Here is a 14,489-nt window from a genome sequence, read left to right as displayed (position 1 = left end):
TAATTAATGACTAAACAGCAGTTGGATTATTTAGATGAATTAGAGGCGGAAGCCATACATATCCTGCGCGAAGTTGCCGGCCAGTTCGAAAAGCCTGCCCTCCTGTTCTCAGGTGGTAAGGATTCGATCACCATTGTGCACCTGGCGCTAAAAGCTTTTCGCCCGGGTAAATTTCCTTTTCCGCTGGTACACATCGATACCGGCCATAATTTTGAAGAAACTATCATTTACCGCGATCAGATGATCGAACGTATTGGCGAAAAATTGATCGTTGGTTACGTGCAGGAAGATATCGATGCGGGTCGCGCGGTTGAACAGAAAGGTAAAAACGCCAGTCGTAATCAACTGCAAACCGTTACCTTGTTGAATACTATTAACAAACACCAGTTTGATGCCTGCATTGGTGGCGCCCGCAGGGACGAGGAAAAGGCAAGAGCTAAGGAACGTATTTTCTCGGTTCGCGATGAGTTTGGCCAATGGGATCCAAAACGCCAGCGCCCTGAATTGTGGAACCTTTATAATGGTAAGATACATAAAGGCGAAAATGTGCGCGTATTCCCTATCAGTAACTGGACAGAGCTGGACGTATGGAACTACATCCGCCGGGAAAACATACCGCTGCCAACTATCTACTTTGCCCATGAGCGCGATGTGATCACCCGTGGAGGCCAGTATATGGCAGCATCGCCATTCCTGAATATGGATGACGAGGACGTGGTAGAGCGTAAAAATGTGCGTTTCCGCACTGTTGGCGATATGTCATGTACGGCGGCCGTTGAATCTTACGCAACATTGATAGACGATATAATTGACGAAATAAGCGCCTCGCGCGTGAGTGAACGTGGCGCACGTATGGATGATAAAGTGAGCGAGGCTGCCATGGAAGACCGTAAGAAAGGGGGCTACTTTTAACTATGAATATTCTAAAATTTTTAACAGCCGGCAGTGTTGACGACGGCAAAAGTACCCTGATAGGCCGCCTGTTGTATGATAGCGAAGCTATTTTAGTTGACCAGTTAGAGGCCCTTCAACGTTCAAACCGTAAAAACGATGACGGTACTATCGACCTTGCTATCCTGACTGACGGCCTGAAAGCCGAGCGCGAACAGGGTATCACTATTGATGTTGCCTACAAATATTTTCAGACCGAAAAACGCAAGTTCATTATAGCCGATACCCCGGGACATATACAATATACCCGTAACATGGTTACCGGCGCTTCCAACTCAAATTTAGCTATCATCCTGATCGACGCCCGTAAAGGGGTTATCGAGCAGACCATACGCCATTCTTTCCTGGTGGCCCTGCTTGGCCTGCCACAGGTGGTGGTTGCAGTGAATAAAATGGATATGGTTGATTTCAGCCAGGAAGTTTTTGATAAGATCGTTGAGGATTATAAAATACTGGCCGGTAAAGTTGGCCTTAAAAATATCACCTATATCCCGGTAAGTGCATTAAAAGGCGATAACATCGTACATCCATCAGTCAGGATGCCCTGGTATAAAGGCGACAGCCTTTTGGCTCATCTTGAAACGGTAGAGATACCTGTAGATACGCAAAGTGATCATGCCCGTTTCCCTGTGCAATGGGTAGTTCGCCCTCAAACCGAGGAACTGCACGATTACCGTGGGTATGCAGGCCGGGTATCAAGCGGTTCGTTCCGTGTAAACGATAAAGTGACCGTATTGCCATCAGGTTTCAGTTCTACCATCAGTAAAATTGAATTGCTGGATAAAGAACCGGAGGCCGCTTTGGCGGGTATGTCGGTAACCTTGCATCTGAAAGATGAGATCGACATCAGTCGCGGTGATATCCTGGTAAGCTCAGCAAATCAGCCCCATACCTCGCAGCGGATTGAAGCCGACCTGTGCTGGATGGACACCAAAGCATTGGATACCACTCATACTTACCTGGTGCAACATAACAGCAAAGTAACCCGCTGCCGCATACAGGAAATACTGTACAAGGTGAATATCAATACACTTGAACAAGAATTTGACGAGGATTTCAGGCTGAACGATATAGGCCGCATCGTTATTAAAACTGCCGACCCACTGGCGTTCGACCTTTTTCAAAACAATAAGGCAAACGGCGGCGCTATCCTAATCGACAGCCGCACCAATGTTACCGTAGGCGCACTGATGTTCCGGGCCAATGCCGACTAATACGCAATCATCAATCTAAAACAATAAATCAATCAACTGAAAAGCCCTGACACCAGGGCTTTTTTATTGTGCCAGCGCTAAATTTCTTCTCGAAATCTACCGGCATATTTGATACTGGATGGCCTGTTTACTTTAGCTAAGTAAATTATTATATTAACAATCAGTTATTTAAAAAATATTTTGAGCGATTTTTTCAAAATAAGTTTATAACTCATTATCTTTACACTACTAAATTGATAGACAATATAGATTTAATAGAATAAATAAAATTAATATTAGCAAATCGTCAACAAGCTATGCAATATAAGACATGCTGAACGTATCGCCTGATTGGTGCAGCACCATCCTCCTTTAATAATCATCCTGATCATTTACTCACAAAAAACTCAAACAACAAATGAAATTATTTTACCCCAAAACAATTCTGCTCATAGCAATCTTTATCATCTCGGCTGTCGCGGCAAAAGCGCAGCAGAATGAGGATCTTTTAAATATCCTGATAAAAAAGAACCTGATCACCCAGGCTGAAGCAGATTCGATCCGTTCGGAACAGGCATTACGCGACCAGGCCAAACGCGACAAAGACAAACAGAACGAGCACAATATTTCTATTGGCAGTAAAGCGCTGCAAATAAGTGGCTTATTGCAGCCACGTTACCAGGGTTTTCAGCAAAAAGGCGCGAACGATGCTTTCGATCTGCACCGTGCCCGTTTGGACGCTAAAGGCAGTATTACCGATAACTGGAGTTACGAGGTATATGTTGAATTTGCCTCCTCCGTTAAACTGATCGATGGATATACAGCTTATAAATTTGCCGACTTTGCAAAGATCACAGCCGGTCAGTTCAAGATCCCGTTTTCAAACGAGAATCTGGTATCGGATAGCCAGCTCGAGTTTATTGACCGATCGCAAGGTGTCGAAGCGTTGGTCGGCCGTTCTAAGGACGTTATCGGCAACTCCAATGGGCGTGATATTGGTTTGCAGCTTGGCGGCAGTTTTGCAAAAACCGACGATCGTTACCTTTTTGACTATGCCGTCGGAGTATTTAATGGCGCAGGCTATAACGTAACTACCGATAACAACTACCATAAGGACATATCTGCCCGATTGGTTATTCACCCCATAAAAAACCTGGATTTTGGCGGCAGCTGGTATAGGGGTCAGGATATCCCGGCAGGCGGAACCAAATCGCAGGCACGCAACCGTTATGGCTTTGACAGCCGCTATACCCTGGGATTACTTTCATTGAATGCTGAATATATCCACGGTACCGACGCCGCTATACAAAAAGATGGCTGGTTTTTCCAGGCAGGTTATTTCGTATGGCCCAAAAAGATACAGCTGGCTGCCAAATATGACACATTCGATCCTAACAAAACCATCACAACCGACCGCACCAATATTTATACCGGCGGTGTAAACTTCATATTTAACCGGTGGACCAAATTAGCGGTGGACTACCTCTTTAAGCATGAAGAGACGGCTGTGCCTACTAGAAATAACGTTTTTGAAGCCCAACTGCAGATCGCATTCTAATCAACCCCATAAAACTGAAGAACATGAAAACAATATTTTCCCAATGGAAAACCATCCTGGCAGCTGTCGCGACGATAGGTGTACTGATTATATTATCCTCATTCAAAAAGAATGAGCCAAAACCTGCACTTGACGACCTGAAAGGCACTATCAATATATCCGGCGCCTTCGCCCTCTACCCTATTACTGTTAAATGGGCGCAGGAGTTCAAAAAGATACATCCCAACGTGGTGTTCAATATTTCTGCCGGCGGCGCGGGTAAAGGCATTACAGATGCACTTTCAGGCCTGGTAGACATCGGCCTTGCGTCACGCGACATCAATCCTGAGGAAATTAAAAAAGGGGCCTATACCATTTACGTTACTAAAGATGCCGTGGTGCCGACATTTAATACCGGCAACCCAAATGCTGCCCTTTTGGAATCGAAAGGCGTAAAACGCAACCAGTTTTTGGACGTATTTGTCAGCGGTAAAGTTACCAACTGGAACCAATTGGGCGGAAAAGTATCCGTCCCTATTCATATCTATACCCGTTCGGACGCTGCAGGTGCAGCAGAGACCTGGGCCAAATATTTTGGCAAGAAGCAGGAAGACCTGCTTGGCGTAGGTGTTTACGGCGACCCTGGTTTAGCCCAGGCTGTTAAAAAGGACGTTACCGGCATAGGATACAATAATTTGGCATACCTGTACGATCTGAAAACCCGCAAACAGGTTGCGGGTGTACATGCATTGCCTATCGACGTAAACGGCAATGGCAAAATTGATGAGAACGAAAACTTTTACGACACCATCGACCATCTGACCGACGCCATTGCAGATGGCAGGTATCCTTCACCGCCGGCACGCAACCTTGGGTTTCTGTTCAAAGGAAAACCTCGTAGGCCCGAACTGGTAGCCTTTGTAAAATATGTACTGACCGATGGGCAGAAGTTTGTTGATGAGAATGGTTACATCGTGCTTTCAAAGCAAAAACTGGCTGAGGAATTAAAGAAAGTAAATTGATTTTAACCGGTCAATTAAGATAACAGCGATGGGTTTAAAATCCATCGCTATGCCCATGTAATACAACCTGATCACTAATGCAATTTCGTTTAATAAAAGATAAGGTCTATTCCAAACTAATGCTGGGGCTCACAGTACTGTCGGTATCGGTAGTGCTGGTAGTCGGCATAGGCTTGTATCTCAAATCCGGGCCAGTTCTTGAGCATTCTTCCTGGTGGACACTGCTCAGCTCAAGTCAGTGGAAACCCCTTAAGGGACTCTTCGGGTTTTTCTCGTTCATCATGGGCACACTTTGGGTGACGGCCATCGCCATCATTATCGCGCTGCCGCTATGCCTGCTTACTTCGTTTTACATTACCGAATATGCGCCCAATCGCGTTAGGAAGATATTGGTACCCTTTGTAAACCTGCTATCTGGTATACCGCCTGTTATATTTGGCGTATGGGGTGTGCTGTTTATCATCCCATTGATACAAAATCATATCGCACCGCATTTTGTCGAATTCTCTACTGGCTACAGTGTACTGGCAGGCGGTATAGTGCTGGCGGTAATGATATTCCCGCTCATCGTCAGCATAGTTTGCGAGGTATTGAACACCATTCCGCGCGAATTAAAAGACGCTTCACTGGCTTTAGGTGCAACCAAATGGGAAACCATTAAAAAGGTACAACTGCGTAAAGCCAAGCCGGGTATTATTGCTGCTACGGTATTAGCCATTTCGAGGGCCTTCGGCGAAACTATTGCGGTGCTGATGGTTTGCGGCAACAACGCCGTAACGCCGCATTCAGTGTTCGATCCCGGGTACCCGCTGCCGGCGCTTATTGCCAATAACTATGGCGAGATGCTGTCTATACCAATGTATGAATCTGCATTGATGTTCGCAGCCTTGCTTTTATTCATCATCATATTGCTCTTTAATATTATATCAAGGGTGGTGCTTGCCCGTTTGGAAAGGAAACTGGCCCTATGATACGCCGCAAACTGGAGGAGAATTTCTTCCGCATACTCATGGTGCTGGCTACCCTTATCGTAGGCGGCAGCTTTTTCCTCATCGTGGGCACCATAGTCTACAAAGGCGCGCCCTTTATGAACTGGGATATGATAACCAAAATACCCGGCGGCGGCTTTTATATCGGCAAAGAAGGCGGCGTATTGAATGCCATCATCGGTTCGCTGTATGTTGCAGGCGGAGCGACCATCCTGGGTTTATTCATCAGCATACCGGTCGCCATTTATATCAATATGTATTTGGGCGGAAAGAATTTCATTGCGAACGGCCTGCGCATAGCATTTGATGTTTTATTCGGTATACCGTCTATCGTCTATGGCGCTTTCGGCTTTCTCATTATGGTATACTTCGGCATTCGTGCCTCGCTGCTGGGTGGTATAGTGGCGGTTACGTTGCTGGTTATCCCCATTCTTGTGCGTACGCTGGATGAAGTGATCCGTACTGTACCCAAAGAGCTACGCGATGCCTCGCTGGTCCTCGGCGCCACGCGTTGGGAAATGTCCAAAGTCATCATCCGGCAAATACGTCCCGGTGTTTTTACCGCTATCCTGCTTTCGTTTGGCCGCGCTATTGGCGATGTAGCCTCTGTGCTGTTCACCGCAGGCTTCAGCGATAATATACCCACATCGTTACATCAGCCTGCGGCAACGCTGCCCCTGGCTATTTTCTTCCAGCTTGGTAGCCCGGTGGAGGAAGTGCAGGGTCGTGCTTACGCCTCGGCCCTGATATTAACCGTAGTAGTACTCATCATCACCGTTCTTTCGTCAGCTCTGGCCAAACGGTTCTCAAAAAACAACATCAGGTAAATGACAAATAACCCGCATATCAGCATACAAAATCTGAATGTCACCATCGGCAACCAGCAGATACTGAAGGATATTTCCATCAATATCCCCAACAAAAAGGTGATCTCTATTATAGGGCCTTCCGGGTGTGGTAAAACCACTTTACTAAAATCCTTTAACCGCCTGCTGGACGATACCGCCGACGTGAAGGTAACCGGCAAGGTTCTAGTGGATAACGAGAACATTTACGACCCGAATGTAGAAGTTACCCATATCCGCAAAAAGATGGGACTACTTTCGCAGCGGCCCTATCCCCTGCCTATGTCCATTTATGATAATGTGGCTTACGGTCCGCGTATACACGGTACCCGCAAAAAAGCCGACCTGGACGAGATAGTAGAAACACAGCTAAAAGCAACCGGCCTGTGGAACGAAGTGAAGGACCGCTTGCATGCGCCCGCTACACGCCTGTCTATCGGTCAGCAGCAGCGCCTGTGCCTGGCCCGCGGGTTAGCTGTGGAACCTGAGATCATCCTTGGTGACGAATCAACCTCGGCACTCGACCCGGTCTCGACAAGTATTATTGAAGACCTTTTCATCAAACTGAAAGAAAAATACACTATCGTGCTGGTTACCCACATTCTGCGCCAGGCCCGCCGCGTATCCGATTATATCATCTTCGTCTACATGGGCAGGATCATCGAGTTCGGCCCGACGGAAGAACTACTACTTAACCCGAGAGAAGAACTGACCAAGGATTACGTAAAAGGCTTTATTAGTTAAAGAGGACGTCGTGCCGAACTTGTTTCGGCATCTCACAGGCAAATCCTTCGCCTGCCAAATAGGGTTAACATGGTTAACACATTTTATCGCTATTATTTCATAAATTATTGGTTAACAATTTGTTATGTTAAAATTAATAAAAAGCGTGCTAACCATAAATTGATAAGCCGGTTCATTTATAACCTACACTTCGCCGGCGGCCAGTACCTGGTAGCTGCCAGGGCAGAAAGCTCCGTTTTGGCCCTTCTTGCCTTAAACTGACCAAAGTTGTCCTAAGCTGCCGGATCATAACTTTTTGTTGGACAATGCCGTCTCTACCCGCATGTTGCCACTGCGACCGCCGTCACAGTTCAAGTTGTTCTTGCCTTAAACTGGCTAATGTTGCCTAAAACTGACTGGTCATGACCTTTTATTGAAGAATGCTGTTCCCGATAGAGACGCATAATCATGCGTCTCTATCCGCATGCTGCCACTGCGCCCCCCGTCAGCGCTCTGTGCTTCGGCCAAAAATAAAACAGAACACAGGGGCAGTGCGGCTGTAAAGCTTTTGAAAATGTTGCCCTGCCGGGTAATGAACATACAGGGTAGTCATGGGCATCATTTTCCAAGCTTAGGTTCTGTTTTATTGTGCGCATAAGGCCCGTGCCCCGCCTGTGCGCCGGCAAGGGCAAAGAAGCCATTAGCGCTGACAGCGTTTTTGGTTACTTTTGTCGCGACAAAAGTAACAGGCCCCCGCGCCAATTGAGCGGGGTGATCTAATCAATTTAACGAAAAGTGTTTTTTTCCGTGAATATCCTGTGAAGAGATGGCTTCGTACCCTCGCCATGACGTAGTGGTTAATAGGTCTATCCCTGCCTGCCTAAATAAATCCCCCACGTTACCCACCCCAAAAGCGTCGACCACTCATGCTGACAATAATGAGTGTAATCACAGCAACTTATCTGTGTAGTTATAAACTATACAATTCCTATCGGTATAATCATAAAAATATTTAATATTGGGGTTTCAATTGCATACCCCATGTCTGCCAGTTACCACCGCATCGTTGTCAAAATAGGCTCCAACGTTTTTACCCAAGCCGATGGCCTGCCCGACAATGCCCGTATCGCGCATTTGGTAGAGCAGATAGCCGCCATTAAAAAGCAAGGCAAAGAGGTGATATTGGTATCCTCGGGTGCCGTCGCTTCAGGCCGGAGCCTGATTTCTGTATCGGAAAAAGCAGATGCAGTGGCCGCAAGGCAGCTTCTGGCATCCATCGGCCAGGTAAAGCTCATCAATACTTATTCGGCCCTGTTTGGCAATTTTGATATGCTTTGCTCGCAGATTTTGGTGACCAAGGAGGATTTCCGCGACCGGCTGCACTACCTGAACATGCGCAACTGCCTGGAGGTATTGCTGCAGCACCAGGTAATACCGGTAGTGAATGAGAACGACGTGGTATCGGTAACTGAGCTGATGTTCACCGATAACGACGAATTGGCCGGGCTCATCGCCTCCATGCTAAATGCCCAGGCGCTGATCGTGCTGACCAACGTGGACGGCATTTATAACGGCGACCCAAAACTGCCCGGCTCAAAACTGATAGAAGAAATAGATAGCGAAACACCCGATTTTTCAACGTTCGTAACTTCGGGCAAATCACAGTTCGGACGTGGCGGCATGATCACCAAATCAACCATGGCTCACAAAACGGCCCAGTTGGGTATTGCCGTTCATATTGCCAATGGTACAAAGGATAATATCCTGACTGATGTGCTTAATAACAAAGCGCCGCACACCCGTTTCGCGCCGGATAAATCCAAGTCAGGAAAGAAGAAGTGGATAGCGCATTCGGCGCATACTGCAACGGGGGCCGTGGTAGTGAACGAGGGCGCTAAAATCGCTTTAACTTCCAGTAAGGCAACGAGTTTACTACCTGTTGGTATAGTAAAACTTCAGGAAAATTTCAACAAAGGCGAGATCATTAAGTTGCTGGATGAGGAGGGTAAACTGATCGGTCTTGGTATAGCCGAATACGGCTCGGATAAAGCAAAAGAACGTATCGGCCAAAAAAAGCAAAAGGCGCTGGTACATTATGATTATCTTTACTTGAACGGGTAAAAAAACAGCTTGTCATTGCGAGGAGGCACGACGAAGCAACCTCGTCGCATGTATAACGGAGAGGTTGCTCGTCGGCCCGATGCGCCAACCACCCTGCGCCCCGCAATGACAATTTGATAGATATGAACTATAAACAATATTTCGAAGATGCCCTCGCAGCCGGCAGGAACATTATTGGTATTGCCCCAGAAACCATTGTGGCGGTGCTGAATGACGTCGCCGAAGCCGCCATTGACAATATGCCCCACTTACTGGCGGAAAATCAGAAGGATCTTGACCGGATGGACCCCTCCGACCCTAAATACGATCGCCTGAAACTAACCGAAGCACGTATAAAAGATATCGCTAAAGATATGGTGAATGTGGCGAACCTGCCCAGCCCGCTTGGTCATATCTTGTCCGAAAAAGAAATGCCCAACGGACTTCATATCAGCAAGATCAGCGTGCCACTCGGCGTAGTTGGGGTGATCTACGAGGCCAGGCCGAACGTTACTTTCGATGTGTTCGCCCTATGTTTCAAAACAGGCAACGTTTCTGTGCTGAAAGGCGGAAGCGATGCGGAATATTCCAATAAAGCTATCATCGGGCTCATTCATTCCGTATTGCAAAAACATGGCATCGACCCGAACGTGGTCGTGCTGCTGCCACCTGAACGCGAAGCCACCGAAGCTTTATTTAATGCAATAGGTTATATCGACGTACTTATACCCCGTGGCAGCCAGTCGCTTATCGACCGGGTCCGCCAGCAAAGCAAAGTGCCAGTGATAGAGACCGGCGCCGGTATTGTCCATACTTATTTTGACGAAACCGCCGACCTGCAAAAAGGCGCTGATATCGTTTTCAACGCCAAAACGCGCCGCGTAAGTGTTTGTAATGCCCTGGATTGCCTGATCATCCACTCCTCGCGCCTTGCTGATCTGTCGACCCTGGCAAACCCTTTGGCTGAAAAAGAGGTGGAGATATATGCCGATCCGCAAGCTTATGCGGCTTTGTTGGGGCTTTACCCCACTGCATTACTACACCAGGCGCAGGAAGAGCATTTCGGCACCGAATTTCTATCCTATAAAATGTCTGTCAAAACAGTACCGGGCCTTGCCGAAGCGCTCGGCCACATCGCCCGGCACAGTTCCAAACATAGCGAGGCCATCATTACCGAAGATGCCGGGAACGCAGCGGCATTCCTCAACAAAGTTGATGCGGCGGCCGTTTATGTCAACGCATCAACGGCCTTTACTGATGGCGCTCAATTCGGTTTAGGCGCCGAGATAGGCATCAGCACGCAGAAACTGCATGCCAGGGGCCCGATGGGTTTGGACGAGCTAACGAGTTACAAATGGCTGGTAAAAGGCAGCGGCCAGGTGCGAAACCCGTAAGAAACCTATATATCTTGTTGATTTTTAGCTTCCTAAAATTTTTTAAAAAGCTAACTTTTGAAATCGCGCAATCGTATAGATTGTAAGAAATATTCAAATTCTTCAAATCTGTACATGAAGTCCGGCGCGCTAAGGATTGCTTTAATTTACCTTGCTGTTTCCCTGGCATGGATATTTGTTAGCGACAGGATGCTCACCGTTTATCAGCACTTCCTAAGCCCGGCATGGTTTATTATTTTTAATAACTCCCGCAGGTTTGTATTTCTTTCTGTAACCGGTTACCTGCTGTACCGGATGATAAGGGCAAACGAAAAAAAACTGATCGAAAGTGAGCGTCATTCCCGCATCAGGGACGACGAGAACCGTAAGCTGGGCAACATCATCACCAAGGTTAATAACCTCATCATCATCACCGATAAAAACAACTATATCAGTTGGGTAAATAAAGCGTTCGAGGATTTTACAGGCTATACGTTTGACGAAGTTGCCGGGTATACCCCTGCTACTTTTTTTATCGACGGAGAATCGGGTATCGATGAACTCAGCGTTATCCTGGGCCATAAGAAAGTAAGGGAAGCCTTCTCTACCGAGGTTAATTGCCGCAAAAAGAATGGTGAAAAATTTTGCGTGCATAGCGAATACACCCCGTTGTTTGATGACAGTAATGTATTTACTGGCTATATCGGCGTTTATAACGACATCACCGGCCTTAAGCAAAAACAAATTGAAGCAGGCCGCCAGATCGAAAAATTAAAGGAAGTTGCCTGGCTCAGTTCGCACGAGGTACGCAGGCCGCTCGCCAATATTATCGGGCTCACCAACCTGATGAAAGTTACGCCTTTGATGGACGAAAAGATCAGGATACTCGAGAGTATTAACCGGTCTGCCGATGAATTGGACAAGATCATTCATGTGGTAAACTCCACTGTCGGCACCGAACTCGAGAACGCTCCTCCTCCCGCGCCAACCTCCTGAAAAACTAAATGCAACTATTTTTATGTGCGGGTGTTTTACATTTGACATAAAAAACCGGTTATGAGCATCATAGCAATAGATCCAGCCAACGGGAAAGTGATCAGGAAATACCGTCCGAATACCCTCAAACAAGCCGATCAAAAGATAAAGCAAACCCATAAAGCCTGGCTTAATTGGAGAAACACAACCCACCAGGAACGATCAGCCCTGCTAACGGCAATGGCGGGTGTGCTGCAAACCCGAAAAACGGAGCTTGCGATACTGATGGCACAGGAAATGGGCAAACCAACCAGCCAGGGCGTAGCGGAAATTGAAAAATGCGCTTCGGTTTGCGAATACTATGCTGCAAACGCAGCCAGCCATCTCGCCGATCAGATGATAGAAACAGACGCATCCAAAAGCTTTGTCACTTTTCAGCCCGTTGGCGTCGTATTAGCGATAATGCCGTGGAACTTTCCGTTCTGGCAGGTATTCAGATTTCTCGCGCCTGCTTTGGCAGCAGGCAATTGCGGGGTATTGAAACATGCATCGAACGTTCCGGGTTGTGCTTTAGCGATAGAAGATATAGTGCGGCAGGCAGGTTTCCCTGAAAATGTTTTTCAAACCCTGCTGGTTGAAAGCCCAATGGTGGAAAAGATCATTGAAAACCCATTAATACAGGCCGTAACCCTTACCGGCAGTACCAATGCCGGCAAACAGGTTGCCCAAAAAGCAGGCTCCCTGATCAAAAAAACCGTGCTGGAACTGGGCGGTAGCGATGCCTACGTGATATTGGAGGATGCTGACCTGGAAAAAGCCGCCGAAATTTGCGTCAGCAGCCGCATCATTAACGGCGGGCAAAGCTGTATTGCTGCCAAAAGGTTTATTGTGGTTAAATCAGTTGAAAAGGAATTTACCAGGTACTTCATAGCTAAAATGAAGGCGAAAAAGCTTGGCGATCCGTTAGATACCCTTACTGATATTGGCCCCCAGGCCCGCACCGATCTGCGTAACGAACTGCATGAGCAGGTAAAGCTTTCCGTAAAAAAAGGCGCAAAATGTATTTTAGGCGGCACCGTACCCAAAGGCAAGGGCGCCTATTACCCGGCAACCATCCTTACAAAAGTAGAGCCCGGCATGCCTGCTTACGACGAAGAACTATTCGGCCCGGTAGCAGCTATCATATCAGCAAAAGATGAAGCTGATGCCATCCGCATTGCCAATGACAGTAGTTTTGGTCTCGGCTCGGCCGTGTTCACCAAAGACATAGAGCGGGGCGAAAGTGTCGCTACAACACAATTACAATCCGGCTCGTGCTTCGTCAACGCACTTGTCAAATCCGATCCACGCCTGCCTTTTGGCGGCATCAAACAATCAGGTTACGGCCGCGAACTCGGACTGTTTGGCATCCATGAATTTGTGAATATCAAGACGATTTTTGTGGCGTGAGTAACCGAACTCATGAGCTTTTTAACAAAGTTAATCAAGTTTAAATATTATATTAAATATTGACTATGAAATATTTAAAGATTTTATTTACTGTGTTACTTTACTAATATATCTCAACGAACTCCTATCGACTATTGATTATTCACTATTGACTATTCACCATTCACCATTCACTAAATTACCCTCCCCTGACCCAACCACAAATTTCAAAACCGTATCTTTGCAGCCAAAATGAGTAAGCACGGCAGGATATTGGTTGCGATGAGCGGCGGGGTGGATAGTTCGGTAGCATCAGTGATGCTGCACGAGCAGGGCTATGAAGTGATCGGTCTTACTATGAAGACCTGGGATTACGCCTCTTCTGGCACTAATTCCAAGGAAACCGGCTGCTGTAGTTTGGATAGCATTAACGACGCACGTGCATTAGCGGTTGGTTATGGCTTCCCGCATTATATATTGGATATCCGCAGCGAGTTCGGCGATTTTGTGATCGATAATTTTGTGGATGAATACCTGGCCGGTCGCACCCCAAACCCCTGCGTTTTGTGTAACACACACATCAAATGGGAGGCTTTGCTGAAACGTGCCGATAAGCTCGACTGCGAATTTATTGCTACCGGGCATTATGCCAACATCCGCAAGCATGATAACGGCCGTTATGTTGTTTCCAAAGGACTTGATGAAAACAAGGACCAATCTTATGTATTGTGGGGTGTTTCACAGCAAAACCTGGCCCGTACCAAATTCCCCTTAGGCAGCTTTACCAAAGCGGAGATACGCCAAATGGCGATGGACATGGGCCAGATGGAATTAGCCGCCAAAAGCGAAAGCTACGAGATATGCTTTGTGCCTGATAACGACTACCGTGCCTTTTTAAGGCATAAGGTGGAAGACCTGGAAGAACGTGTTGCCGGTGGTAACTTCGTACTCACAGACGGCACCGTAGTGGGCAAACACCAGGGATATCCTTTTTATACCATCGGTCAGCGTAAGGGCCTGGGCATTGCATTGGGCCATCCGATGTTTGTTACGCGTATCGATCCGGCCACCAATACCGTTGTTTTAGGCACGCAGGACGAATTAGAGCGCAAACAGGCATGGGTGCGTAACCTTAACCTGGTGAAATACGAAAGCATTGCCGAGCCCATTGAAGCGGTAACTAAAATACGCTATAAGGACGCAGGCACACAAAGTACCATTGTGCAAATGGGCGAGCACATGAAAGTGGATTTCCATCATTTGGTATCCGGCATTGCGCCCGGCCAGTCGGCCGTATTTTATGAAGGGAACGACCTTTTGGGCGGCGGTTTCCTGATGTGATTTCCTTTGTTT

12 protein-coding genes are annotated in these 14,489 nt (G+C 47.2%); all 12 read left to right on the top strand.

Annotated features, from left to right (window positions below; translation table 11 throughout):
* Positions 1 to 6: 6 nt before the first annotated feature.
* The 12 genes from cysD (at position 7) to mnmA (ending at position 14,477) form a co-directional block, all read left to right on the top strand.
* Positions 7 to 912 (top strand): sulfate adenylyltransferase subunit CysD, encoded by a 906-nt coding sequence (cysD, locus tag VL525_RS21055; RefSeq protein ID WP_325389408.1) that lies wholly within the window; start codon positions 7 to 9, stop codon positions 910 to 912.
* A 2-nt stretch (positions 913 to 914) separates the two neighbouring features.
* Positions 915 to 2,165 carry a sulfate adenylyltransferase subunit 1 gene (locus VL525_RS21050; RefSeq protein WP_325389406.1) on the top strand — a complete coding sequence of 417 codons (1,251 nt, stop codon included), beginning with the start codon at positions 915 to 917 and terminating at the stop codon, positions 2,163 to 2,165.
* A gap of 397 nt (positions 2,166 to 2,562) precedes the next feature.
* Positions 2,563 to 3,702, top strand: a complete 1,140-nt coding sequence (locus VL525_RS21045) for a porin (RefSeq protein WP_325389404.1) — start codon at positions 2,563 to 2,565, stop codon at positions 3,700 to 3,702.
* Between the two features lie 23 nt (positions 3,703 to 3,725).
* Positions 3,726 to 4,703, top strand: coding sequence for a PstS family phosphate ABC transporter substrate-binding protein (locus tag VL525_RS21040; RefSeq protein ID WP_325389402.1), 978 nt, complete (start codon positions 3,726 to 3,728; stop codon positions 4,701 to 4,703).
* A gap of 77 nt (positions 4,704 to 4,780) precedes the next feature.
* On the top strand, positions 4,781 to 5,674 hold the full coding sequence (pstC, locus tag VL525_RS21035; protein ID WP_325389400.1) for a phosphate ABC transporter permease subunit PstC: 894 nt from the start codon (positions 4,781 to 4,783) through the stop codon (positions 5,672 to 5,674).
* A complete protein-coding gene (gene pstA, locus VL525_RS21030; protein ID WP_325389398.1) occupies positions 5,671 to 6,519 on the top strand; it encodes a phosphate ABC transporter permease PstA in 849 nt (282 codons plus the stop codon). The genes pstC and pstA overlap by 4 nt, the downstream gene beginning before the upstream one ends.
* A complete protein-coding gene (locus VL525_RS21025; protein ID WP_325389396.1) occupies positions 6,520 to 7,281 on the top strand; it encodes a phosphate ABC transporter ATP-binding protein in 762 nt (253 codons plus the stop codon).
* A 1,020-nt stretch (positions 7,282 to 8,301) separates the two neighbouring features.
* Complete coding sequence (proB, locus tag VL525_RS21020; protein ID WP_325389394.1) at positions 8,302 to 9,381, top strand: glutamate 5-kinase; 1,080 nt, start codon at positions 8,302 to 8,304, stop codon at positions 9,379 to 9,381.
* A 122-nt stretch (positions 9,382 to 9,503) separates the two neighbouring features.
* The gene (locus tag VL525_RS21015; protein ID WP_325389392.1) at positions 9,504 to 10,754 is read left to right on the top strand and encodes a glutamate-5-semialdehyde dehydrogenase; all 1,251 of its coding nucleotides are present in this window, start codon (positions 9,504 to 9,506) and stop codon (positions 10,752 to 10,754) included.
* Positions 10,755 to 10,868: 114 nt separating this feature from the next.
* Positions 10,869 to 11,729, top strand: a complete 861-nt coding sequence (locus VL525_RS21010) for a PAS domain-containing protein (protein WP_325389390.1) — start codon at positions 10,869 to 10,871, stop codon at positions 11,727 to 11,729.
* Positions 11,730 to 11,789: 60 nt separating this feature from the next.
* A complete protein-coding gene (locus VL525_RS21005) occupies positions 11,790 to 13,157 on the top strand; it encodes an NAD-dependent succinate-semialdehyde dehydrogenase (RefSeq protein ID WP_325389388.1) in 1,368 nt (455 codons plus the stop codon).
* 231 nt (positions 13,158 to 13,388) lie between these two features.
* Positions 13,389 to 14,477 (top strand): tRNA 2-thiouridine(34) synthase MnmA, encoded by a 1,089-nt coding sequence (mnmA, locus tag VL525_RS21000; protein ID WP_325389386.1) that lies wholly within the window; start codon positions 13,389 to 13,391, stop codon positions 14,475 to 14,477.
* Positions 14,478 to 14,489 lie beyond the last annotated feature (12 nt).

Origin of the sequence: Mucilaginibacter sp. (genome assembly GCF_035492695.1) — a bacterium.
Lineage (GTDB): Bacteria > Bacteroidota > Bacteroidia > Sphingobacteriales > Sphingobacteriaceae > Mucilaginibacter.
This window is presented reverse-complemented; position numbering and strand designations above follow the sequence as displayed.

Excerpts from the sequence above, each read along its gene's own strand:
- VL525_RS21050 (WP_325389406.1), top strand. The coding sequence starts at position 915 with ATGAATATTCTAAAATTTTTAACAGCCGGCAGTGTTGACGACGGCAAA.
- VL525_RS21010 (WP_325389390.1), top strand. The coding sequence starts at position 10,869 with ATGAAGTCCGGCGCGCTAAGGATTGCTTTAATTTACCTTGCTGTTTCC.
- pstC (WP_325389400.1), top strand. The coding sequence starts at position 4,781 with ATGCAATTTCGTTTAATAAAAGATAAGGTCTATTCCAAACTAATGCTG.
- VL525_RS21025 (WP_325389396.1), top strand. The coding sequence starts at position 6,520 with ATGACAAATAACCCGCATATCAGCATACAAAATCTGAATGTCACCATC.
- VL525_RS21015 (WP_325389392.1), top strand. The coding sequence starts at position 9,504 with ATGAACTATAAACAATATTTCGAAGATGCCCTCGCAGCCGGCAGGAAC.
- proB (WP_325389394.1), top strand. The coding sequence starts at position 8,302 with ATGTCTGCCAGTTACCACCGCATCGTTGTCAAAATAGGCTCCAACGTT.
- cysD (WP_325389408.1), top strand. The coding sequence starts at position 7 with ATGACTAAACAGCAGTTGGATTATTTAGATGAATTAGAGGCGGAAGCC.
- VL525_RS21045 (WP_325389404.1), top strand. The coding sequence starts at position 2,563 with ATGAAATTATTTTACCCCAAAACAATTCTGCTCATAGCAATCTTTATC.
- pstA (WP_325389398.1), top strand. The coding sequence starts at position 5,671 with ATGATACGCCGCAAACTGGAGGAGAATTTCTTCCGCATACTCATGGTG.
- VL525_RS21040 (WP_325389402.1), top strand. The coding sequence starts at position 3,726 with ATGAAAACAATATTTTCCCAATGGAAAACCATCCTGGCAGCTGTCGCG.
- mnmA (WP_325389386.1), top strand. The coding sequence starts at position 13,389 with ATGAGTAAGCACGGCAGGATATTGGTTGCGATGAGCGGCGGGGTGGAT.
- VL525_RS21005 (WP_325389388.1), top strand. The coding sequence starts at position 11,790 with ATGAGCATCATAGCAATAGATCCAGCCAACGGGAAAGTGATCAGGAAA.